The sequence below is a fragment of the Lactobacillus sp. UMNPBX15 genome (assembly GCF_002553785.1).
GTDB lineage: Bacteria > Bacillota > Bacilli > Lactobacillales > Lactobacillaceae > Lactobacillus > Lactobacillus crispatus.
The window spans coordinates 1-21,627 of the sequence record NZ_PCYV01000037.1 but is presented as its reverse complement, the minus strand read 5'-3'; the positions used below and the strand labels follow the sequence as shown (position 1 = coordinate 21,627).

The following is a 21,627-nucleotide window of genomic DNA, read 5'->3' as shown; positions in this document are numbered from 1 at the left end:
ATTAAAAAATCAATTTACGAGAAAGATCTATTTACACAAAAGATTTGACAGTTTCCAGAAGCCTTAGTGATTGTGTAATTTAGGATATAGCCGTCATCACTTACTAATGCATGCACCTTAAACCCATAATAGTAAATTTTTTTGGTTGCTTTATAGCCTATGTCGGCGTAGTCTTTAAAGATTTTTACTCGTCTGTTTCTGACAGGCTGGCATACCGGGATCGGAAAGCTGTCGACAATAATAAATCTGTCAGTCAGATCTGCTTCCTGATTAAGGTTGCGGCGTATCAAATAAATTAAAGGCAAAAGCTGGCGAGCCCGCCTGTTGAATCTGGATTGGGATATACAGCTAAAGAAAGCACTGAAACGTCTTTGAGATTCAATCCCAATTTCAGCCTGCCAGATAAGCATGGCTAAAAGAGAACTATCAGAAATAGCGCACTTATCAACGTTTTTGCGTTTAGAAAGCTTATCAGGGGCATAGATAGAATATAATTTATGACAAATGACAGATAATTTTTGAAAACTTATTTGTAAATGATGGCTAAAACGATTAAGCTTAAGACAGTTCAATTAGATCAGACTTCTTTCATTAATAATTGTTACAACATAAGTCTAATCTGATTGGACTTTTTTTATAACTAAAACGATTTAACTAGCATCACGCGTACATCAATATATTTTTTATAGCAACTTAATATCGTCAGCTTCACAAGCCTCAACCATATCTTCTGGCCAAATAGAAGCTTGTACTTCACCAATATGAGCCTTACCTAACAGCAACATACATAAGCGTGATTGACCGATCCCACCGCCGATTGAATAAGGTAATTCACCCTTCAAAAGCATTTGGTGGAATGGTAATTTTTCACGGTCTTCACAGTGAGCCTTCTTCAATTGTTCACGCAAACTTTCTTCGCTAACACGAATACCCATTGAAGAAATTTCAATTTTGCTATCAAGTGGCTCATACCAGAAAATTAAGTCGCCGTTTAATTGCCAGTCATCGTAGTCTGGTGCACGGCCATCGTGTGGTTCACCACTACGCTTTAACTTGTCACCAATTTTCATAATAAAGACGGCTTTTTCTTCTTTAGCAATCTTATCTTCACGCTCTTCTGGAGAAAGATCAGGCCAGCGATCTTCTAATTCTTGAGTAGTAATAAATGAAACGTGATCAGCTAAGCGGTAAGTAGAGCCAGGGTAGCGTGCAGCAACCAGCTTTTCAGTTGCCTTAATTGCCTTAAAAATGTTCATCACAGTAACTTCAAGTGTGTCGGTGTTGCGTTCTTGTTTACTAATAATCTTTTCCCAGTCCCATTGGTCAACATAGATGGAGTGGAAGTTATCAAGATCTTCGTCCCGGCGGATGGCGTTCATGTTGGTGTAAAGTCCTTCATGCATTCCGAAACCATAGCGTTTCAAAGCCAATCTCTTCCATTTAGCCAATGAGTGAACTACTTCGATAGTATCTTCTTTAGGCATTGCCTTCATGTCAAAGGCAACGGGACGTTCAACACCATTTAAGTTGTCGTTTAAGCCGGTCTTTTTTTCAACAAACATTGGAGCGGACATTCTTTGTAAACCGAGAATTTCTGCCAATTTATCTTGGAAGGTTTCACGAATAAATACAATCGCAGCTTCAGTGTCGCGCACAGTTAATGTTGGGTGATAATCTTTAGGTAAAATAAGTGTCATAATATAAGTCCTCTTTCTAATGTACTTAGAGCAAAGAAAAAGCCCTTCGCTCCCTAAAAAAACAGGGACGAAAGGCTTTTTTCCGCGGTACCACCCACATTGTCTATATTTTAATAGACCGACTCATGAAGCACTATCATGCTCCACCGGCGTGGTAACGTACCGGAGACGTCTCAACCTACTCTAAGAATTGTTGTTTCGGTGAGCTGCTAAAAGTGTTTTTCAATAATCCAGGGTCTATTAGTTTCACACTAGCACTAATTCACTGGAAAGAATTAGATTATTTACTCGTCTTTTTCATCGCTTTTTAATTTGTTTATATGTATTTAACATTATTTTTTAGAAAAAAGCAAGCAAAAAATGTAGTAAGATATTTAGGAAAGCGTTTAAGTTATAGATAATAAAAGAAATTAATTAATTTTGGAGGAATAAGAATGTTAGGATTTTCTGTTTATCTAGGACACGATTTGACGTCCGAGAATTACAATTATTTGCTGACGATGCGCAATAGTGGATTTACCTGCGTTTTTACTCAGCTAGCTGTACCTGATACTGATAGTGAGACGATTTTAAATCGGCTGGCGGACTTAACTAACTGGTGTCAAAAACTAGACTTGAAAATTATTGCAGATGTCACGGCAGATGATCTGCAAGATTTGGGTATTAATGTCAATAGTGTTGAGCAAATTAAAAGTTTGAGTCTAACTGGTCTTAGAGTAGATCATGGATTTTCTACTGATATTATTGCCAAGTTGTCCAAAGAAATGCCGATAGTTCTAAATGCCAGCATTATTACGCAACAAAATATTGATGATCTGCGTTATAGCAATGCAAATTTTGAAAAATTAACAGCAGGACATAACTTCTACCCACGTCCTGAAACAGGTCTTGATGCACACTGGATGCAAAAGAAGAATGAGTGGCTTAAGCAATATGGTTTGAAAACAGCAGCCTTTATTTCAGGAAATGGCAAATTGCGTGGACCAATTTTTGCAGGATTGCCAACGTTGGAGAAGCAGCGATATGAAAACCCATTAGCTGCGATCTTAGAATTGAAAGATTATGATTGCGATCACATTTTTGTGGGAGATCCGCAACTTACGAGGGATGCAATTGAATCGATTACTAATTATCAAAAACAGGGTGCAATTACACTGCATTTAGATACTGATATACCAGAATTGTTTGGCAATGATTGGCATAATCGTCCAGATGTGGCGCGTGACGTAGTTCGCTTAAAGGAAAGCAGAAAAAAGATGTTTTTGTCAACAGAGCCGCAAGATAATATTTATGCTAGACCAACTGGCAGCGTGACGATTGATAATCATTTGTATCCGCGTTATGAGGGCGAAATCGAGATTACTAAACGCGATTTGCCATGCAATGAGAAAGTAAATGTTTTGGCCCAGGTTAAGGATTACGATTTACCGTTATTGAAATATGTAGATTCAGATACACAGATTATCTTTAGACGAGCTACTAAAGGGGCATAGCATGATAAGTATTTCCGAGGAAATACTTATTTTTTTACACAAAAAAACCGCACTTCAATGAAATGCGGTTAACTTATCGGGAAAACAGGATTCGAACCTGCGACCCCCTGGTCCCAAACCAGGTGCTCTACCAAACTGAGCCATTTCCCGTTTTTAAGTGCGCCCTGAAGGATTTGAACCTTCAACCTTCTGATTCGTAGTCAGACACTCTATCCAGTTGCGCTAAGGGCGCATTCATCAACGACAACTAGTATAACACAATTTAAAACTCTGTCCAATCGTTTTTAAAAAATAATCAAAAAAAGCCGAGTTATTGACTACCCTACAATAACTCGACCTATATTATTCTATCGAAAAAAGATAGATAATACTATATTATCGTAATATTCTTAACAGGAAAATAATAAAAATGCAAAAATTTTATTAAAATTACTTATCACCATCAAAAATATTGTCTTTAACGATTACGTAGTCGACTAACTTAATGGAATTAAGATCGCGACCACCAGCGTATGAGATGGATGACTGCAAGTCTTCCTTCATTTCTTTTAAAGTATCCTTAATTGAGCCACGGTATGGCACTAACATTTGCTTACCTTCTACATTTTTGTAAGCACCTTTTTGAACCTCAGAGGCTGAGCCCCAGTATTGCTTGTAAGTTTTACCATTAATTTTGATTACATTACCAGGTGATTCTTCATGACCAGCCAGCATTGAACCAATCATAACCATGGTAGCGCCAAAACGAATTGACTTAGCGATATCGCCGTTATGACGAATCCCACCGTCGGCAATTAATGGCTTAGAAGCAGATTTACTGCACATTCTTAATGCGGCTAATTGCCAACCACCAGTACCAAAGCCAGTCTTCAATTTGGTAATACATGCTTTACCAGGTCCCACACCAATCTTGGTTGCGTCGGCGCCTGCATTTTCGAGTTCACGTACGGCTTCTGGCGTAGCAATATTGCCCGCTGTTAAAAATGAATCAGGTAATTTTTCCTTAATATACTTGATCATCTTAATCACGTAAACGGAGTGACCATGAGCTACATCAATAGTAATATATTCTGGTTTAAGGTTTTCCTTGACTAATTCATCAATAAAATCATATTCACTGTCTTTAATGCCGACCGAAATAGATGCAAATAATCCTTTTTGATGCATCATTTTGATGAAGGGAATTCTCTTTTCGGGTTCAAAACGATGCATTACGTAATAATAATCGTTTTGGGCTAGCCAAATAGCAAGGTTATCATCAATGACACTTTCCATATTGGCAGGAACAACCGGTATTTTAAATGTTCGGTTTCCGAATTTGACACTGGTATCTGCATCACGACGGCTTTTGATGATACCCTTATTAGGTACAAGTTGAATATCATCATAGTCAAAGGCTTCCATACTAAAGTAGTTACTCATTTTAAAACTGCTCCCTTTAATCTTGTTTGTTGACCGAGACATACTATATGGGAATAATTTGTGTTTGTCAATATGAAAATCGAACTATTAAATAATTTAAAAATAAAATAATTCGGATTTTATATTGATTATTTGTAAATTAATTGCTAGACTAGCATACGTAATATTTATAGAGATTTTTATGAGGTGAATTTTAAATGACAGCAGTCGCAGTCGTAGGAAGCCAATGGGGCGATGAAGGTAAGGGAAAGATTACTGACTTTTTGAGTAAGGATGCTGCAGTTGCAGTTCGTTCAAATGGTGGTAACAACGCAGGTCATACTATTGATATTAATGGTCAAACTTTCAAGATGCGTTTAATTCCTTCTGGTATTTTTGCAGCCAAGGACAATACAGTTATTGGTAATGGTGTCGTAATCAATCCAGAAGTAATGTTTGGCGAATTAGAAAATCTTGAAAAGAGTGGCATTGATACTAGTGGCATTGATACTAGTGGCTTGAGAATTTCTAATCGTGCCCACATCATTATGCCTTATGATATTAAGCAAGATGAATATCAAGAAGAAGCTAAGGGGGCTAACAAGATTGGTACTACTAAGAATGGTATTGGACCAACTTACATGGACAAGGCTTCAAGAATTGGAATCCGCGTTTGTGATTTGCTTGAAAAAGACACCTTTGAAGAAAAATTGCGTGCTAACCTTGAAGTAAAGAATGAATTATTTACTAAGGTTTATGGTAAGCCAGCACTTAAATTTGAAGACATTTTTGATAAATACTATGAATATGGTCAAAGAATGAAGAAGTATGTAACTGATACTTCTGTTTTAGTGAATGATGCACTTGACCAAAATAAGAAAGTTTTATTTGAAGGTGCGCAAGGTGTGATGCTTGATATTGATGAAGGTACTTATCCATTTGTAACCTCATCTAATACTATTTCTGGTGGTATTTGTTCAGGTATTGGTATAGGTGCTAATCGTCTTGATACTGTAATTGGTGTCTGCAAGGCTTACACTACTCGTGTTGGTGCCGGTCCTTTCCCAACTGAATTGCTTGATGAAGTTGGTGACCGTATTCGTGAAACTGCTCATGAATACGGTACTGTTACTGGTCGTCCACGTCGTGTTGGTTGGTTTGACTCCGTTGCATTGCGTCACTCAAAGCGTGTTGCTGGTATCAATGGCCTTAGCTTGAACTTGCTTGATGTATTTTCAGGCTTTGACAAGATCAAGATTTGTACTGCATATGAACTTGATGGTGAAAAGATTGATTATTATCCAGCAAGTTTGAAGGAATTATACAGATGTAAGCCTGTATATGAAGAACTTCCAGCTTGGGATGAAGATATTACTCAAGTTAAGACTTGGGACGCTCTTCCAGAAAATGCTAAGAAATTCTTGAACCGCGTTTCAGAGTTGGTTGGCGTTCCTTTGGTAACTGTTTCAGTTGGTCCAGATCGTGAACAAACTATTGTTTTGAAGAATCCATGGGAAATGTAATTTATGCTTGAACGTTATACTCGCCCAGAAATGGGGAAAATTTGGACAGACGAAAATAAATATGCAGCTTGGCTTGAAGTAGAAATTGCCGCAACAAAGGCTTGGGCAGAACTCGGTGAAGTGCCAGAAGCAGATGCGGAGAAGATTGCTAAGAATGCAAGCTTTACTGCAAAGCGTGTGGCTGAGCTTGAGCAAGTAACCCACCATGACGTGGTTGCTTTTACTAGAACTGTGTCTGAAAGCCTTGGCTCTGAGAAAAAATGGGTGCACTTTGGTTTGACTTCAACTGATGTGGTTGATACTGCTCAAGGCTACTTACTTAAACAAGCTGATGAGATTATCAGAAAAGATCTGCACGAATTAAAAGCAACTATTGCAGAAAAGGCTAAAAAGTATAAGTACACAGTAGAAATGGGACGTACACATGGCGTTCAGGCTGAACCAACTACATTTGGTCTCAAGATTGCTCGCTGGTACGCAGAAATCAATCGTGATATTGAACGATTTGAACACGCCGCAAAAGGCGTTGAATCTGGCAAAATTTCGGGTGCTGTTGGTACTTTTGCTAATGTTCCACCTGCAGTTGAAACTAGCGTAATGAAGCAATTAGGTTTGACACAACAGCCAATTACTAGTCAAGTATTGCCTCGTGATTTGCATGCAGAATACATTGCGACATTAGCATTGATTGCTACTAGTATTGAAAATTGGGCGACAGAAATTCGTGGCTTGCAGCGCAGTGAAATTCATGAAGTTGAGGAACATTTCCGTGCTGGCCAAAAGGGATCATCTGCAATGCCACACAAGCGTAACCCAATTGGCTCAGAAAACCTCTGTGGAATGGCTCGAGTAATGCGTGGACATGTCGTTACAGCATACGAGGATGTAGCGTTATGGCATGAACGTGATATTTCACACTCTAGTGCAGAGCGGGTTATCTTGCCTGATACGACGATCGGAATTGACTACATGTTGCACCGCTTCAATCGAATTTTGACTAACTTAGATGTATTCCCTGAAACGATGCTTAAGAATATGGATCGTACATACGGATTAATTTACTCTCAACGAGTGTTACTTAAGTTGATCGATGAAGCAGGTCTATCTCGTGAAAAAGCTTATGATATGGTACAGAAGCTAACTGCTAAATCATGGAATGAGCAAAAGCAGTTTAAGCCGTTGGTTGAAAACAGTGAAATTATGAATTACCTATCCAAGGAAGATATTGATGATGCATTTGATTATCATTATCACTTGCGTCATGTTGATGAAATTTTCGAAAAACTTGGTTTAGATGATTAAGTGAAAGACGCTTGGAATTTTCCAAGCGTTTTTTTGCTAGAAACAATTGTTAAAGTAACTGAATGGGCGTACTATTTTAGTATAACAATAGTTGAACGATGAAGGTGAATATTATGAATAAAAGTACTATTAAAACCGCATTTGTAACGGCACTAGTGCTAGTAGTGGGAGTAATCTGCATTTTTTCATTTCATAACTCTTTTACTGATAGATTAAATCCATTTATTTCTCAGGAAATAAGTTATGCTAAGGTAAATAAAGGTACACAACAGTATTACAACGTAAAAGCATACAATCTTAAGACTAAAAAGAATATATCGTTAAAGAAAGTCGGTGGCTACGATCCATCAGGCCAATATATTTCAATTCAACACAAGGGGCAATACGTTAAATCAATCAAATACATCACTAGAAAACAATTTATGCAAGCAAAAGAATAGTAAAAAAGCGTTTGGAAATAATAATCCAAGCGCTTTTCATATGCAACAGTAATGCTGTTATACTAGTATTATTATGCATACAGGAGAAAAATAATGAAAAAGACTTTAACTTTTGTTTTTAGATTACTAGTATTGCTATGTGGCATTGCATTAGCTGGTTTTATCGTGTGGCAGCTGTTTACTAACGCACCAATGCTTGATGTTAACGTTCAGACTAAAGGACCAGTGATTATCGTAATTTATAGTTTGGTAGCGTTAATTACCTTAGGTGCTGCTATCAGCTTCTTTACTGATAAAAATATGGGTTCAACAATCTTTTTAGGTGGCTTACTGACAGTAATTGCAATAATTTTGTGGATTCAAAATCAAGACTTGGCAGATATTTATCGCTGGTATTTTATTTACGGCCTGCTTGTATCGCTACTCAGTCCATTTTTTAGAAAAGAAAACTAAAAAATTGAAAAATCTTCATTTTCTGAAAAAAATTTTTGCGTTTTTTTGCGTAATAAGTAATAGGGGAATAAAACTCTCAGATTTTTAGAAATGAGGATTTTTTTATGTTAGAAAATGAAATGTCACCGGCAATGGTGGATCACTTGGCCGCAGGAATTATGAAGAAGTATAATGATCAGCTTCTTTCAGCAGTACAAAGAATGCTTCCTGAACTCAATATTCAGGAAGCAAAATCACTTGATGATCCAAATAGAAATGTCTTAGATGAAAAAGCAATCGTACATGTAATTGCGCGAGACAATAGGCGCAATAAATACGGGTTAATCATTCAAGTAGGGTCGCAAGAACCAGGAGAAAACATTCTGGAAGTTGCCAACGCTTATCAGGAAGAAATAATCTATGGCGGGCTAGGTGGCTGTCCGGAAAAAGAATTCAAAGCGACATATGTGATCTTTCTTTGCCGAATAGATCCTTTTGGCAAGGGGAAACCTCGTTATGAGTATTATGGTGGTAAATATAATAAAGAAACGCACCAAACTTCTGCAGCACCAAATGTGATCTTCATTAATATAGATGGGGATAGTAAAGGATATGCTTAGCAAATATGTGTTTAAGAGAAATGCTTTAGTGCAATTCAATTAGTCTTTGCTGCTTAATTTTATAGATTTGTTGGCAAAATTGGGTTAAAAATTTGCGATTGTGGGATGCAATAATACAAGTGAGATGCGACTGTTTTAGCATTTGGGCCAAGGCCGTCACACTTTCTGGATCAAGATAGTTAGTTGGCTCATCAAGTAATAGAATAGATTCTTGTTCAAGGTATAGCTGCTTGATTAATGCTAATTTAGCAAATTCGCCACCACTCAAATCCGTGAGTCTTGTAGTCAAATCGACAAACATATCCATTTTAACTAAAAGACGCTTAACTTCAGTTTTGCTCAAAATAGTCTCGTAAAAGAAATCTGCTACTGTGGCAGGTTTCTTTTGTTTAGTCGTATTTAAACCAATGTAGCTGGCTGGTGGCAAAGATTGCTGCTGATTAATGTAGTGTTCTAAATATTTGAGCAATGTTGTTTTACCGCAGCCGTTGGGGCCGATTAATCCAATAATATCGGCTGTTTGCAAGTTTAACTGTGTATTAGATAATAAAGTCTTATTTTGGGGACTGAGTAATTGATCTATTTTGATAGAGTAATTATGTATTTTAGTCGGCCACTTTTTAAATTCAGGAAGTTTAAGTTGATGTTGATATAGGTGCTGTTTCTCTGGAAGTTTAGCCAGTTCACGTTCAGCTCGCTTAAGCCGACTATTTAATCCTTTTTGGACATGATCATGGCTTCGCGAAGGATAGCGACCAGTATTGTCTTGTGTTTTAGCAAAATGATTATAGTCAGTACTCTTTTGCTTTAAAGTAGAGACTTTTTCAGTAATTTGTTGCTTTAATATATCTCGCTTTTCGTTAAAATTGTGTACGGCTTGTTTATCTAATTGTTTTTGTTCGAGATACTGTGCGTAATTTCCTGGGTAATAAACTGCATTATTTGGCTGCAGAATAATAGTTCTCTCACATAGTTGGTTGATAAAATCCAGATCATGGCTAGCTACTAGAATTGCTCCATCATAATTCTTGAGTAAGTAGAGTAAATTCTGGATATTTGTGTCATCTAAGTAAACTGTCGGCTCGTCCAATAAGAGAAGAGAACCAGGAAGCCAAATAGTATTTTCAATTAAATCTAATCGCTTTTCACCAGCGCTCTTTGAGTCATTAATTACAGTTTGATCATTGACTTGAGGTACATAATTAATTTCACCGTGACAAATAATCTGTCCATCATCTGGTTGGATTTGCTTACGAATTAGGTCAATTAGTGTAGATTTACCAATTCCATTAGGCCCAACTAGAGCAACACGTTCACCATTAGCAATAGAAAAATTTAGATCGGTGAATAAATTGCGCTTAGGGTAGGAAAAATCCACATGACTGACACTAAGAAGAGTTTTATTGAATTTTGTTTCTGACATAAGTAACCTGCTTTTTTGAAAAAGTCAGGACTTGTCATCCTGACTAATGACAGTTTGACAAGTTGTTTTTACGAATCCTCATAGTTACACCTTGCTTTCTATAGATTTGACTATAATTATAAAAAAATTAAAAGATAAATCAATAAAAAACGCTAAGTTTCTCAACTTAACGCAATAAATTAAAAATGAAATGCGGCAGCAGCAATCATGATAGCTGCTAGAAAACCGATGATAGTCAATTGCATTTTCTTAGTAATTACTAGATATGCAATGAATTCACGCACAAAAGCATTTAAAGTGAAGTACCATTTAGTTTTGGCACCATAACCAGTACACTTGAGTCCTTGACGTTTAGCTAAAACCAGAGCGCGATACACATGGTAGGAGCTGGTTACAATACAGAAGCGACTATTTGGTTTCATCAGTGCATGTGAGAATTGCAAGTTCTGCTGGGTAGTTTTGGATTTATTTTCGATAATAATATCGTTTTTATTAATACCCAGTTTTTCAGCATATTCAGCCATAGCAACTGCTTCAGGAATGTCTTCACCAGGTCCTTGGCCACCAGACATGATTAACTTAGAGCCAGGATTTTTGTGATAAATTTCTATTCCCCGGGAAATTCTTGCTGCCAGAAGTGGTGTTACCTTTGTTCCCATAATGCCAGCGCCTAACACTACGATGTAGTCTAAGTGCGGCATGTGCCAATTAATTAAATTAATCCAAGAAGTTAAAGTATACATCATCATGATAGTGACTAAGTAGATGATGACTAGCCATAGAAAAATATAGGGATACTTTAACCAGCTATCATGACTAATTCGTCCCACAAGAGGATATAAAAATAGGAAGAAGATAATGGAAATCCCCATGCCCAGAGAAAGATAATTTGTCCAGCGGTTTCCTTCTTTGATAATGATTTTAATGCCATCGTAGAAAAACATAATGATCAAAGTTAATGCAAAGATAATCGTTCCAGCCATCACAGCAAATAGCGCAATCACAAATAATGGCAAAATCCAGTCTTTGTAATGTGGATCAAGGTCAGCGATATTAACCAGAATGACTACACCTAAAAATAAAAAACTAAATAAGGTGATAACTAAGCTAACTCCAGCGCGTAAGGAACGACGTTCGTGAGTAATGATCCAAATGAATCGGCCAAAGCACAGCAAGAAGATCAAAATAGTAATTAAAATGGGATAATTCATAATTTACCTCGAAAAATATTTACTAAATCAATTATAAAAGGACTAGACAAAATTTTGAAATCATTATACAATTTTTGCATAATTAGATAATTATTAAAAGAGGGTGAGAATATGAATGGCAATATTAGTGATCATATGAATAAAAGAGAATTGAAGCACTGGCTTAGCGAGCGAAAGTTTAGTCGCTGTGTATTATATTTTGAGTTAGTTTATGTAGTAGTTTTACTATTCACATTGATGTTTGACTTTAAAGTTTTTATGCATTTGATTGCATTTCAAGGGATTGCAATTCTGATTTATTATTCAATTGGTGCCTTTCTTGATCGAAGGATAGTGATTAAAAAACACGATACATTCTGGGAAACACTGACTAGTATTAGATTTACTAAAAACGTATTTCTTCGCTTATTTGAATTCTTGCTCTTTTGGGCAAATATCGGTTTAAGTATTGCTTTTGCACGTCAGCTTTGGACTGACATTTTGGCTAAGCCGCTTACCGGTAATTTTGCCAATCTCTTTGAAAATGTTTGGCTGATTGGTGATGGCCTATATGTTGTTCTACTCTTTTGTGTGGAGGTCGGTATTTTAGGTGGAAATCGTAAATTAATTCGTGCGTCTAGCGTTTTAACTGTTGTTTTATCACTGATCTTGCTTTTCATGCAGCCAAGCATGCAAGTAGCTACTGTTATTGGCTTGATTCTCAGTGGGGCAAATTTCTGGTTGAGTTTTCGTAATAAGATTTAGTGGGGAGAAGTCTTATGCAAGATCCTAATTCAAAAACATTCCAAACTATTTTCAAAAATAAACAGCGTCTGCATTTCTTTCTTTATGCAGAGCTGATCTATGTAGTAATTTTGTTATTGACGGTAATCTATGCCTTTCCAATTTTCATGCGTTTAATTGTCATCCAGTTTGCTGTGATTGCTATTATGCTAATTGGTTCTGGTCTATTGAACTGGTATGACAAGAAGACGGGCAGAGCTGTAGTAGCAAAAAAAGATCACGAGTTTTTCTTAAAAACCTTTATCGATGAAACGCCAACTCAAAAGGTGAAGTCAGTTTTTCGTACGATTAGCTTTATCACGATCTTAGCTGCATTTGTGATGGTATTTTTTGGCTGTGCTCAGATTTTTACTGATTTGAGTGTAAAAGTAAAGCCAAGTGATCTAGCAATTATTGAGAATTTGTTACTGTTAGTTGACACATTTTATGTGCTAACTATGTTTGGCATTATGTGTGGTCTGCTTTTTGGCAAAAAGCGAATGGAACGCAATTCTAGTTTAGCAGCAGGCTTTCTTTCACTTGTTTTAATTGCCTTTCATCCAGAATCTTGGTTGCTTTTTACAATCGGCTTATTGGCTAGCGTGTCAGGTTATACGTTATATAGATTAAATCAACTTTAGAAGCATTGAACCTTTCCTTTAGCCCATGTTACAATGAAAAACATTAATCTAAAGGATGTGTGAATGTGAATCAGCGTTATAAAGGATTGACTTTAGCTGTTGTCGGTGCCTGTTTTTGGGGTGCATCGGGTACGGTGATTCAATTTTTAGCGCCAGTTTTCATAATTATATATTCTTCATTGAGAAGTAAGATGTGGCTACGAAGAATTGATGCGATTTCAATTGTGGTAGCAGTTGTAGGAACCTTCATCTTGGCTACAGGTGGCAGATTCGATCAACTTGCTTTATCACCGCTTGCTTGTTTCTGGGGCTTAATTGCGGCTTTTTCTGAAGCGATTAATACAGTATTACCTGGGAAATTATTCAAAAAGTATGGGCCGATTCCAGTAATCGGCGCAGCAATGTTGGTTGCAGGCATTGCCTTTTTACCAATTTACTTCACTCAACCAATGCCAAAACTTGCACCAGTTGATGTTTGGGTAATTGTTTATATTATTATTGGTGGAACATTGTTAGCTTATACAATGTACTTATCTAGTGTGCAGTATATTGAACCAAGTACGGTAGGGATGCTTGGAGCCTTCGAGCCACTGATTGCAACGATCCTGTCAGTTTCACTGCTTCATGCGGACTTTGGCCCAATGGACATGTTTGGTGGCTTTTTAATTATTGTTGCTACATTCATGCAGCTAATGCCTAGCAGAAACCCAATTAAGAAAAACAATGAATAAAAAATTAACGGACTAGTTCAAGCTAGCCCGTTTTTGTTATGATAGAGTATGTTAGTTTTAGAAAAGTTGGGGATTAAAAAGAATGGTTACACAAAAACAACGGCGCCTGTGGGCCTTTTTAGCTGGATTAGCTTGCGTAATGTGGGGAATATCAGGTCTATTTGCTAAGAGTCTATTTAATACTAGTCCTGACATTACACCAATGTGGCTATCACAGATTAGAATGGTAACTTCAGGCATTATTTTGTTAATTGTAGCTGGCGTATTAAAGCAAAAGCCAATCGCTACAATGAAAAATAAGCATGACGCGTGGACGATTATCGCATATGGGATTTTTGGTTTATTACCAGTCCAATTGTTTTACTTTATTGTAGTACAACAAGCTAATGCTTCGATTGCCACGATTTTACAATTTGTTGGTCCCTTTTTTGTAATGGGCTACCTAGCTGTAACGCATAAGCAAGTAATGCGGCGAATAGATGTGCTTGCTGCCATCTGTGCCTTTATTGGCGTAGTATTGCTGGCGACACATGGGCGTTTTAATCACTTTGCTTTAACGCCTAGCATTCTATTCTGGGGTTTGCTTTCAGCTGTTGGAGTTGCGACCAATACATTAATTCCAATCAGTGTGTTGAAGCGAGTTTCTAGTTTAGTCGTTACAGGTTGGGGATTGCTGTCAGCGGGAATTTGCTTAATGATTGTGCACCCACAGATGCCGCATATTCCGAATACGCCACATGTATGGCTAGATGTGGTGGCAGTGATTGTGATTGGAACCCTGATTCCATTCCAATTAATGACTAATTCGCTGCGCTTTATCAAGGCATCAACGGCAAGTTTGCTAGATGCTTTTGAGCCTTTTTCTGCAACCGTTGGTTCAGTTATTTGCTTTGGTTTGGTGATGACCCCAATGGACTGGATTGGTTCGATTTTAGTTGTGCTGGCAGCTATGGCCTTGAATATTTCACCTAAGAAAAAGAAAGTTAAAAAAGCTCATCAATAAAGTTGAAGTGCCTCATAATTGTTAGACATAAAATCTAATAATTATGAGGTATTTTTTTATGACCAAATATTCGACTGAATTAAAAATTGAAATTGTTTCCAAATATTTAAATCATGAAGATTCAATAAAAGGTTTAGCTAAACAATATAATATTCATTGGACTCTTATTCGTAGATGGATTGATAAGGCTAAGTGTCAAGGTTTAGCTGCCTTATCTGTTAAACATACTAAAACTACTTATTCTTCTGACTTTAGGCTAAATGTGGTACGCTACTATTTAACACATTCTATTGGAGTTTCAAAGGTAGCGGCTAAGTTTAATATTAGTGATTCTCAAGTATACAATTGGGCTAAAAAGTTCAATGAAGAAGGATATGCTGGGCTGCTGCCTAAACAGAAAGGTCGGCCTAGGAAAGTGCCTAAAAAGAGTAAGAAGACAACTAAAAAGTTAGAACTTAGTGAAAAGCAAAAGTATGAAGAAAAAATTCTTAAGCAGGAAGCTGAATTAGAAAGACTTAGAGTGGAAAATCTTGTCTTAAAAAAAGTGGCTGCCCGATATCCACGTTATCCAACAAACAAAAAACACAATTAATACAGGATATTCGGGCAAAACACCATCAAATTAAACTTAAGGTCTTATTTAAAGTGCTCAAATTAAATAGAAAGACTTACTATGACAATGTAAAAAATAGAATTAATCAAGCTGATAAGTATGCTTTAGTAAAAGAGAAGATTCAAGAAATCTATTATGGCTATGAAGGACAAGAAACATATGGTTATCGTCCTATGTGGGGAGCGTTAAGAGATGAAGGATTTAAACTTTCTCTAGAAACAGTACGTAAGTTAATGAGAAGTTTAGGAATAAAAACAACAATTTATCATAAAAATACTGGTAAATATAGTTCGTATAAGGGTAATGTAGGAAAGAAAGCACCAAATATCCTAAATCAAACTTTTGATGAAACTATCCCCTATAAAGTTCTTCATACCGATGTAACTGAATATAAACTAACTAGCGGCAAGAAAGTTTATATTTCTCCTGTAGTAGATGAGGCTTCTTTGGAGATTCTAGCTTGTGCAGTAAGTTATTCTCCTGAAATGAAAACTATTTATAATATGCTAGATGAACTAGCAGATAATCTTCCACCAGGAGCTGCTCCTATCCTTCATTCAGATCAAGGCTTTCAATATCAGAATCCAGGCTATCAGGCTCGACTAAAGAAAATGAATATAATCCAAAGCATGTCCCGAAAAGGAAATTGTCATGATAATGCACCAGGAGAAACGATATTTAATTTAATGAAGAGAGAAAAACTGAATCGACTTAAGATTGGAAGTTTAGAAGAGATGAAGGAAATTCTGAAAGATTATATTTATTGGTTTAACAATGTTAGAAGATCAAACAAATTAAAATACACGACTCCTGTAAAATACAGAAATCGTGTATTATCAAATCTTTAAAATTTTATAAATGTCTAACTTTTCTATGGCACTTCAAGTTGAGGATGCCTAGTAGGTATCCTTATTTTTGTGGTTTAATTATTAGGTGAATGAGAAAGAAAAAGGTGAACGAGATGGTACCGGCAAAAACACGAAGATTGTGGACATTTCTAGCAGCAATGGCAGCTGTAATGTGGGGTGTGTCAGGATTATTCGCTAAAGGATTGTTTGATATTAGTCCTAAATTAACACCAATGTGGTTAACCCAAGTCAGGTTGATTATTTCAGGGGCAGTTTTATTAATTGTCTCAGGATTTTTTAAACAAAAGCCAATAGCTACGTTGAAAAATAAGCACAATGTTTTGGTTATTATAGCCTATGGCATATTTGGATTATTGCCAGTGCAGCTATTTTATTTTATGTGTATTCAAGTGGCTAATGCTTCGATTGCGACTATCTTACAATTTATTGGACCATTTTTTGTGTTAGGATATTTAGCCATCACGCACAAGCAAGTTATGCGTAGATTGGATATCATAGCGGCGTTATGTGCTTTTTTAGGAGTGTTTTTATTGTCAACTCATGGTAAATTTAATCATTTGGCCATTACGCCAGTTGCACTATTTTGGGGCATTTTGTCTGCTTTTGGTGAGGCTACTTATACTTTGATTCCGGTTAACATTGTTAAAAAGGTTTCTAGTATGGTAGTAACAGGTTGGGGGATGATTTTTGCTGGAATCAGTTTATTGATAATTGATCCGCAATTTCATGCAGTTCCCAATAAGCCTGAAGTTTGGCTGTATACTGCGGCAGTTATTGTAATTGGGACGATTATTCCGTTTCAAATTATGGCAAACGCGCTGCGGTATGTAATTCCATCAACTGTAAGTTTATTAGATGCTTTTGAACCATTTTCAGCTACAGTTGGTTCTGTCCTTTTCTTTGGGTTAGTAATGATGCCAATGGATTGGGTTGGTTCAATCCTTGTGGTTGTGGCAGCGATGGCTTTGAATTTGACGCCGAAACAGAAGAAAAATAAGATCAATCAAAAAACGGAGCATTAATTTGCTTCGTTTTTTAAGAGCTATTTGCGTTTCATTTTTCTAATTTTAAGGTAAGAATAAATCATTGAGATTAAGAAAATAATGTCTAGTGGAACGGGAACAATCAATAGAAACAGGGCACCTAGACCGTATTTTAATCCAATGAATAAGTTGATACCTGCAATTACTAGGAATTGGATTAGGATATCCCAATAGCCTACTTTATTCAAATAAAATAGTTGATATTTTTTATAAAATGGTGAGTAGGTTAGTACAATTACTACGATAATTAAGATGATTGCTGTTAAAATTTTAGTGTCCATTGTTGTTCCTGTGATGTCGATAATTGTTTTGCATCTTGATATCAATATATATTCCAACTGCAGTTAATAAACTCCAGATGATTGTATATGGGATTCTGACTATTACTAAAGTAATATAGGTACTCCAATCTAGAGTAAAAGGAAAGACTAAAAATATCCATGGGAGACTAATTAGAGTGACCATTACCAATTTACGATAAGGATAATATTTTTTATAGGTTACGCGTGCATTGATAATTTTATAGATGCTAATTGCGGTGAATATCGCCATAATTGTAACAGCGATAAACACAATGATACTAGTCATAATTATTCCTTCCTAATTTTATGTTTTTCATAAAGATAGACAATTTAAGCTGAAGTTTTTATAGAGATCAACGACTGATATAGAAGTTAACTATTCAACCTTCTTTTGAAAAATTATATTAGTAACACAAACCAAAAATACAATGATGTTATAAATCAGAAAAATGCTGACAACGAGACCAAAAGTATAGGTCTTGAACCAGAATAGAATTACGATTGCAGAAAGAATTAAGATTAGACTGATCGTAAGCCAGTTAAGCTTGTGAAATTGCAATGTAATACCTGAGGCAAAAGTGCAGATAATGGCAGTAGTTAAAGAGATAATGCCAATGGTAGATGAGTCATAGGCAATAATTTCGCGCAGTTCTGAAACGAGTGAAAGTCCTAAAATTAGCGCGATTAATATTAAAAAGTGGCGTACATAACTATCTATCTTATCCATAATAAAAAACTCCTAAATTAATGTATTAAGCATATAGAAAATTATAGTGTTTTTCAAGTTAAGCAAAATTTACAAGAAATAGCAGATTTTGTTACATTGCTTAATTTTATAGTAGTCATTTTAAAACAAGACTGTAATATTTCTCCGGTAATATAGAAAACGTTGAAAGATAAGAAGTGTTAAGGGGAAATAAATTGAGTTTTAAACGTAGTTTAGTTAAGTTTGCCACAGTTTTGTCAGTATTTTTTACAGGAATTTCATTCATTAATGTTCCACTTCAAACACAAACTGTCCAAGCAGCTAGTCAAAGCAAAACAGAAAAACGTAACGCCGTAGTTAAGCTTGCTAAAGAACAAGTTGGTAAGAGTTACGTTTATGGGGCTACTGGTCCTTCAGCCTTTGACTGCTCTGGCTTAGCTCAATACGTTTATAAAAAGGCTGCTAAAAAGACACTACCTAGAACCACTTATGGTCAAGTTACTAAAGGTAAAAAGGTTTCGTTAAGTCATCTTAAGAAAGGCGACTTGTTGTTCTGGGGTTCTGCCTCAGCTCCTTACCATGTTGGTATTTATGTTGGCGATGGACAATATGTGCATGCTGCAACTCCTAGTCAAGGGGTAAGAAAGCAATCTATAAGTGCTTACTTTTATCCATCAGCAGCTAAACGTGTTTTAAATTAATTTGACGAAAAAGCCCAGTCAGAAAATTCTGACTGGGTTATTTTTTATTCTGTAACTTTTTCTGCTTCGCTAACTCGCTCTTTGTGCCAATCAAGAATCATTTTCATAATGGCATTAGCTACGTTAGTGTTCTTGAGTAATGGACCATGTGAATATGAGCCGATAAAGTTGCGGTAGCGCAAGCCTTCAACGTGGTCTTGTGGGTTGTTGCCGTAACCTTCGATCATGTCTCCGAGGGGGTGCAGCTTATCCTTATTGTCGAAGTAAGTTTGACCAGAGTGGTTTTCAAAAGCCTTAACCTCACCCCATTCGGTCATGTAACGGGTGTCACCGATCATTCGCTTGTCGCTCTTGAAGACTGTGTGTAGTGGCAAAATATCCAAACCTGGAATAGTTACGCCAGAATTAGTCTTGTAGTAACTACCCATTAGTTGGTAACCACCACAAATGCAAAGCATCGGCTTGTCATCGTTGATGTATTTTCTCAATGTTTCTTTGTGACGTGGCAAGTCTTTAGCGACAACAGTTTGTTCAAAGTCCTGGCCGCCGCCGAAGAAAATGAAATCGTAGTCAAAGGCGTTGAATTCGTCACCAAGTGAAATATTATCAACTTGAGTGTCGTAGCCTTCACGCTTTAGTAAAAAGCTCAAGATTTTAACATCGCCTGAGTCACCGTAAGTATTCATTAAATCTTCGTAGAGGTATGCAATTTTAATTAATTTATCGCTCATTTTATTGTCCCTTAGTTTGTTTAATTTCTTCTGTCTAGTATAGCTTAATAGCTAGAATGGGGCAAAGGATTAATATTTGAATACTGTACTTGATGAAGCTAGTATGACATCAATAATGTGTACAGTATCGTTTTCGATAAAGTAGAATATAGCGTATTTTTTGAAATTAACTCGTCGGTATTTTCCTGAAGGAGTTTTTCTATATCTTTCTGGAAAATAATTTAACGCTTGCATAGTTTGCTCAAGATCTTTTACATAATTTTGAGCTGTTTGGTGAGATTGAGATACTTTTAAAATAGACTGGTATATTTCTTTAAGTGCTATAGTTACGTTAGGTGTTACTTTGATTATGTATTTTTGCATAATGCTTATATTCCTAACTCCTTATTTAACTTATCAAACGCTTTGCTAATCTCAATACCTTTACCGTTTCTTGCATCTTGAGCATGTTTAGCTAATCTTGCTTCAAGTTGTTCCTTGGTCATCTTGTTCATGTTCATCCAATCAGGGGTAACTTCAGCTAATTTGTCCTCCCAGTTAGACTTAGCGACCTCATATTGAGCTGTAGCTTCTGCAACCATCATTGCAGTATCGTGATCGTTTTTATTTTCTCTTTTCTTTGAGGACAGATCAAAAGGAATACTGTCAGTTAATGCAATTTGTCGTAAGTACATGTCAATTGCGACTGACATTGGAATGCCAAGTTGGTTTAACACTTTTTCTGCGTTTTGCTTAGTTTCCTTATTAACACGAATGTTAATTGCTGCTTTTTCAGTCATAGTTTTCTCCTTTGTAGTTGTATGATAGTTAATAGATAGTTAATAGATAGTTAATAGCTACATAATATCATATAGGGATTATTCATGCTATAGAGACGATCAATGATTCGATTCTGTCATCGATGATTCCGATTGGCTCATTTTTAGGCGGGCTGATTGTAGCGCGTTTTGGTGCAGATTGGGCGATTGCACTTGAGGGAGTTGCTCAAATTTTGACAGCAGGATATTATTTTGTGATTGAGAAAAAGAAGTAAATAAATAGCAGTGGTCGACTAGATCATTGCTTTTTTTGTAAAGAAGAGCGGTCAAATGATCACCACAATGTGTCTCTAATTGAACTGTCCCATGGTTAATCATTTTTTCAACCATTTACGATTATTGCTTTTGGTAGTAATATAAGTAAAAATATAGTACAATAAGTTGTACAATATAAGGAGGGATTAGTCTATGGATGCGGTTAATTACAGTAATTTTCGTAAAAATTTAAAGCATTATTTTAAGCAAGTCAATGATGATAGTGAACCTTTGATCGTAACTAATAAAGAACCAGAGGATAATGTGGTTGTATTAGGTAAAGAAGATTATGATGCCTTGGTTGAAACATTAGAAATTCAATCTAATCAATACCTAATGGACAAGATTGAAAGAGGGCGTAAACAAGTTAGTGAAGGCACGATAAAGCAACATGAACTAATTGATCCTGAGCAGGTAACAAAATCATGATCGTAGCATGGACGGATGATGGTTGGAACGACTATGTGTATTGGTATGACGATGGTGATTATAAAAAGGTATCAAGAATAAACGATCTTGTGAAAGATATGAAAAGACATCCATTTACAGGTATTGGTAAGCCTGAACCCTTAAAGAGAAATCTATCAGGGTTATGGTCAAGACGAATCGATTCGAAAAATCGGATCGTCTATGATTGTCATAAATCAATGATAACTATATATTCATGTAAGGATCACTATTGATAATTGGAGTTTTGCAGCAATGATTAATTTCATTGCTGCTTTTTTCATTGACTAAAAAATATAAAGTGCTATTTTTATTAAAATTGGACAGGGGGATTGCTATGAAAATTGGAGTTTCAACAAGTTTAAAAATATATGTGTAATTGTGTTTCTTAAGTGTTATAAAGTGTGTTATAATCTCGCTACAAGGTGGTGAGATTTTTTATGTCTAGAATTATGTATTTAAA

Annotated in this window: 25 protein-coding genes, 2 tRNA genes, 1 pseudogene and 1 other annotated feature; of the genes and pseudogenes, 16 read left to right on the top strand and 12 right to left on the bottom strand. The window is 36.1% G+C overall.

Going from position 1 to position 21,627, the window contains the following annotated elements; all coding sequences use genetic code 11:
- Positions 1 to 56 precede the first annotated feature (56 nt).
- A pseudogene (locus CP366_RS08930) lies at positions 57 to 572 on the bottom strand (IS982 family transposase); the annotation flags it as partial.
- 111 nt (positions 573 to 683) lie between these two features.
- A complete protein-coding gene (gene asnA / locus CP366_RS08925; RefSeq protein WP_089145955.1) occupies positions 684 to 1,697 on the bottom strand; it encodes an aspartate--ammonia ligase in 1,014 nt (337 codons plus the stop codon).
- Positions 1,698 to 1,757: 60 nt separating this feature from the next.
- Positions 1,758 to 2,007 (bottom strand) — a binding site (T-box leader).
- A gap of 124 nt (positions 2,008 to 2,131) precedes the next feature.
- On the opposite strand from asnA, the gene CP366_RS08920 reads away from it, so the two are divergent.
- Positions 2,132 to 3,190: a DUF871 domain-containing protein gene (locus CP366_RS08920; protein ID WP_005720009.1), complete on the top strand. Its 1,059-nt coding sequence runs from the start codon at positions 2,132 to 2,134 to the stop codon at positions 3,188 to 3,190.
- 76 nt (positions 3,191 to 3,266) lie between these two features.
- On the opposite strand, the gene CP366_RS08915 is transcribed toward CP366_RS08920, so the two are convergent.
- From CP366_RS08915 to CP366_RS08905, 3 genes are all read right to left on the bottom strand, one after another.
- Positions 3,267 to 3,340, bottom strand: a tRNA-Pro gene (locus tag CP366_RS08915).
- Between the two features lie 8 nt (positions 3,341 to 3,348).
- Positions 3,349 to 3,422: transfer RNA gene (locus tag CP366_RS08910), tRNA-Arg, on the bottom strand.
- Between the two features lie 197 nt (positions 3,423 to 3,619).
- Positions 3,620 to 4,612: a GMP reductase gene (locus tag CP366_RS08905; RefSeq protein ID WP_089145954.1), complete on the bottom strand. Its 993-nt coding sequence runs from the start codon at positions 4,610 to 4,612 to the stop codon at positions 3,620 to 3,622.
- Positions 4,613 to 4,809: 197 nt separating this feature from the next.
- Between CP366_RS08905 and CP366_RS08900 the strand changes: the two genes are divergently transcribed.
- The 5 genes from CP366_RS08900 (at position 4,810) to CP366_RS08880 (ending at position 8,908) form a co-directional block, all read left to right on the top strand.
- Positions 4,810 to 6,114 (top strand): adenylosuccinate synthase, encoded by a 1,305-nt coding sequence (locus CP366_RS08900; RefSeq protein WP_089147568.1) that lies wholly within the window; start codon positions 4,810 to 4,812, stop codon positions 6,112 to 6,114.
- A 3-nt stretch (positions 6,115 to 6,117) separates the two neighbouring features.
- Positions 6,118 to 7,416: an adenylosuccinate lyase gene (gene purB / locus CP366_RS08895; RefSeq protein WP_089147567.1), complete on the top strand. Its 1,299-nt coding sequence runs from the start codon at positions 6,118 to 6,120 to the stop codon at positions 7,414 to 7,416.
- Positions 7,417 to 7,529: 113 nt separating this feature from the next.
- Positions 7,530 to 7,856, top strand: coding sequence for a YxeA family protein (locus CP366_RS08890; RefSeq protein ID WP_223875832.1), 327 nt, complete (start codon positions 7,530 to 7,532; stop codon positions 7,854 to 7,856).
- Between the two features lie 93 nt (positions 7,857 to 7,949).
- Positions 7,950 to 8,309, top strand: a complete 360-nt coding sequence (locus CP366_RS08885; protein WP_005720016.1) for a hypothetical protein — start codon at positions 7,950 to 7,952, stop codon at positions 8,307 to 8,309.
- A 104-nt stretch (positions 8,310 to 8,413) separates the two neighbouring features.
- Positions 8,414 to 8,908 (top strand): hypothetical protein, encoded by a 495-nt coding sequence (locus CP366_RS08880; protein ID WP_023487742.1) that lies wholly within the window; start codon positions 8,414 to 8,416, stop codon positions 8,906 to 8,908.
- A 25-nt stretch (positions 8,909 to 8,933) separates the two neighbouring features.
- On the opposite strand, the gene CP366_RS08875 is transcribed toward CP366_RS08880, so the two are convergent.
- Both CP366_RS08875 and CP366_RS08870 read right to left on the bottom strand, forming a co-directional pair.
- Positions 8,934 to 10,331 (bottom strand): ATP-binding cassette domain-containing protein, encoded by a 1,398-nt coding sequence (locus CP366_RS08875; RefSeq protein ID WP_089145952.1) that lies wholly within the window; start codon positions 10,329 to 10,331, stop codon positions 8,934 to 8,936.
- Positions 10,332 to 10,510: 179 nt separating this feature from the next.
- The gene (locus tag CP366_RS08870; protein ID WP_005721855.1) at positions 10,511 to 11,542 is read right to left on the bottom strand and encodes a YdcF family protein; all 1,032 of its coding nucleotides are present in this window, start codon (positions 11,540 to 11,542) and stop codon (positions 10,511 to 10,513) included.
- 111 nt (positions 11,543 to 11,653) lie between these two features.
- Here CP366_RS08870 and CP366_RS08865 point away from each other — a divergent pair, with 111 nt between their 5' ends.
- The 6 genes from CP366_RS08865 (at position 11,654) to CP366_RS08835 (ending at position 17,183) form a co-directional block, all read left to right on the top strand.
- Positions 11,654 to 12,286, top strand: a complete 633-nt coding sequence (locus CP366_RS08865) for a hypothetical protein (RefSeq protein WP_089147566.1) — start codon at positions 11,654 to 11,656, stop codon at positions 12,284 to 12,286.
- Positions 12,287 to 12,300: 14 nt separating this feature from the next.
- Positions 12,301 to 12,945 (top strand): hypothetical protein, encoded by a 645-nt coding sequence (locus tag CP366_RS08860; protein ID WP_089147565.1) that lies wholly within the window; start codon positions 12,301 to 12,303, stop codon positions 12,943 to 12,945.
- Between the two features lie 65 nt (positions 12,946 to 13,010).
- Entirely contained in the window at positions 13,011 to 13,676 is a 666-nt protein-coding gene (locus tag CP366_RS08855; protein WP_089147564.1) for a DMT family transporter, read from the top strand.
- 82 nt (positions 13,677 to 13,758) lie between these two features.
- Positions 13,759 to 14,679, top strand: coding sequence for a DMT family transporter (locus tag CP366_RS08850; RefSeq protein ID WP_089147563.1), 921 nt, complete (start codon positions 13,759 to 13,761; stop codon positions 14,677 to 14,679).
- 58 nt (positions 14,680 to 14,737) lie between these two features.
- A protein-coding gene (locus CP366_RS10655; protein WP_117285382.1) for an IS3-like element IS1223 family transposase occupies positions 14,738 to 16,140 on the top strand; the annotation gives its coding sequence in 2 pieces (ribosomal slippage) (positions 14,738 to 15,212 and positions 15,212 to 16,140; 1,404 coding nt in all).
- Positions 16,141 to 16,253: 113 nt separating this feature from the next.
- Positions 16,254 to 17,183, top strand: a complete 930-nt coding sequence (locus CP366_RS08835; protein ID WP_089147562.1) for a DMT family transporter — start codon at positions 16,254 to 16,256, stop codon at positions 17,181 to 17,183.
- A gap of 20 nt (positions 17,184 to 17,203) precedes the next feature.
- On the opposite strand, the gene CP366_RS08830 is transcribed toward CP366_RS08835, so the two are convergent.
- Together CP366_RS08830 and CP366_RS08820 are read right to left on the bottom strand one after the other, a co-directional pair.
- Entirely contained in the window at positions 17,204 to 17,485 is a 282-nt protein-coding gene (locus CP366_RS08830; RefSeq protein ID WP_089143365.1) for a hypothetical protein, read from the bottom strand.
- A 397-nt stretch (positions 17,486 to 17,882) separates the two neighbouring features.
- Entirely contained in the window at positions 17,883 to 18,233 is a 351-nt protein-coding gene (locus CP366_RS08820) for a hypothetical protein (protein WP_005721217.1), read from the bottom strand.
- Positions 18,234 to 18,427: 194 nt separating this feature from the next.
- Here CP366_RS08820 and CP366_RS08815 point away from each other — a divergent pair, with 194 nt between their 5' ends.
- Positions 18,428 to 18,913 carry a C40 family peptidase gene (locus CP366_RS08815; protein WP_013087013.1) on the top strand — a complete coding sequence of 162 codons (486 nt, stop codon included), beginning with the start codon at positions 18,428 to 18,430 and terminating at the stop codon, positions 18,911 to 18,913.
- 44 nt (positions 18,914 to 18,957) lie between these two features.
- On the opposite strand, the gene CP366_RS08810 is transcribed toward CP366_RS08815, so the two are convergent.
- From CP366_RS08810 to CP366_RS08800, 3 genes are all read right to left on the bottom strand, one after another.
- Positions 18,958 to 19,644, bottom strand: a complete 687-nt coding sequence (locus CP366_RS08810; RefSeq protein WP_089147561.1) for a type 1 glutamine amidotransferase — start codon at positions 19,642 to 19,644, stop codon at positions 18,958 to 18,960.
- 69 nt (positions 19,645 to 19,713) lie between these two features.
- Positions 19,714 to 20,007 carry a type II toxin-antitoxin system RelE/ParE family toxin gene (locus CP366_RS08805; protein WP_223876289.1) on the bottom strand — a complete coding sequence of 98 codons (294 nt, stop codon included), beginning with the start codon at positions 20,005 to 20,007 and terminating at the stop codon, positions 19,714 to 19,716.
- 5 nt (positions 20,008 to 20,012) lie between these two features.
- Entirely contained in the window at positions 20,013 to 20,423 is a 411-nt protein-coding gene (locus CP366_RS08800) for a type II toxin-antitoxin system RelB/DinJ family antitoxin (RefSeq protein ID WP_013087010.1), read from the bottom strand.
- Positions 20,424 to 20,545: 122 nt separating this feature from the next.
- On the opposite strand from CP366_RS08800, the gene CP366_RS08795 reads away from it, so the two are divergent.
- From CP366_RS08795 to CP366_RS08785, 3 genes are all read left to right on the top strand, one after another.
- Positions 20,546 to 20,677, top strand: a complete 132-nt coding sequence (locus CP366_RS08795; protein WP_041811095.1) for a hypothetical protein — start codon at positions 20,546 to 20,548, stop codon at positions 20,675 to 20,677.
- A 193-nt stretch (positions 20,678 to 20,870) separates the two neighbouring features.
- Complete coding sequence (locus tag CP366_RS08790) at positions 20,871 to 21,146, top strand: type II toxin-antitoxin system Phd/YefM family antitoxin (RefSeq protein WP_013087009.1); 276 nt, start codon at positions 20,871 to 20,873, stop codon at positions 21,144 to 21,146.
- Positions 21,143 to 21,400, top strand: coding sequence for a Txe/YoeB family addiction module toxin (locus CP366_RS08785; RefSeq protein ID WP_025006274.1), 258 nt, complete (start codon positions 21,143 to 21,145; stop codon positions 21,398 to 21,400). Before CP366_RS08790 ends, CP366_RS08785 begins: the two co-directional genes overlap by 4 nt.
- Positions 21,401 to 21,627 lie beyond the last annotated feature (227 nt).